1 protein-coding gene is annotated in these 503 nt (G+C 63.6%); it reads right to left on the bottom strand.

What is annotated here, in order from left to right; translation table 11 throughout:
• Positions 1-463, bottom strand: a 463-nt coding sequence (locus ACLD7X_RS18520; RefSeq protein ID WP_411425149.1) for a hypothetical protein, incomplete at its 3' end; no start/stop codon positions are given.
• Positions 464-503 lie beyond the last annotated feature (40 nt).

Here is a 503-nt window from a genome sequence, read left to right as displayed (position 1 = left end):
CCAGCAGGGTGAGCCAGCATGCCACGGCATGCACGAGACCGAACACCAGGCCAGTGGGCGACACCCCTGACTGCCAGCCGATGGTGGCGAACTCGATGAGCACGGCAGCCGCCCCGACAAGTGCGCCGCCGAAATACCAGCGTCGGTGCCGCGCGATGATCTCCATTGTTTCGGGGTCTGACGCAAGGAGGAACCCGACGAAGAACCATGCGGCATAGACGAAGGGGTTCTTGCCACTCAGGTCGGGCAAGAGCGTCAGCGCTGCGACTGCGGGAGCCACCAGTGCCAGCAAGGCGGGCCGTCGCATCCAGGTCGCAATGGACGAGCGTTGTCTGAGAAGCCGCATCGCCGGCAGGAGCGCCAGGCTGATCACGAACAAGAATGCGATGAACCAGAGTTGGCCGGGCGTGAACGTTCCGTAGTAGCCGCTGAGGTCCGACCAGTCGGTGAAATAGGTGAGCATGAACTCGCCATATGAGGGAGCGCTGCCTGCGTGCACCAGC

Source organism: Aphanothece microscopica RSMan92, from assembly GCF_046613545.2.
Lineage (GTDB): Bacteria > Cyanobacteriota > Cyanobacteriia > PCC-6307 > Cyanobiaceae > NIES-981.
Note: the sequence above shows the minus strand (reverse complement) of the source record. Positions and strands in the feature narration are given on the sequence as shown.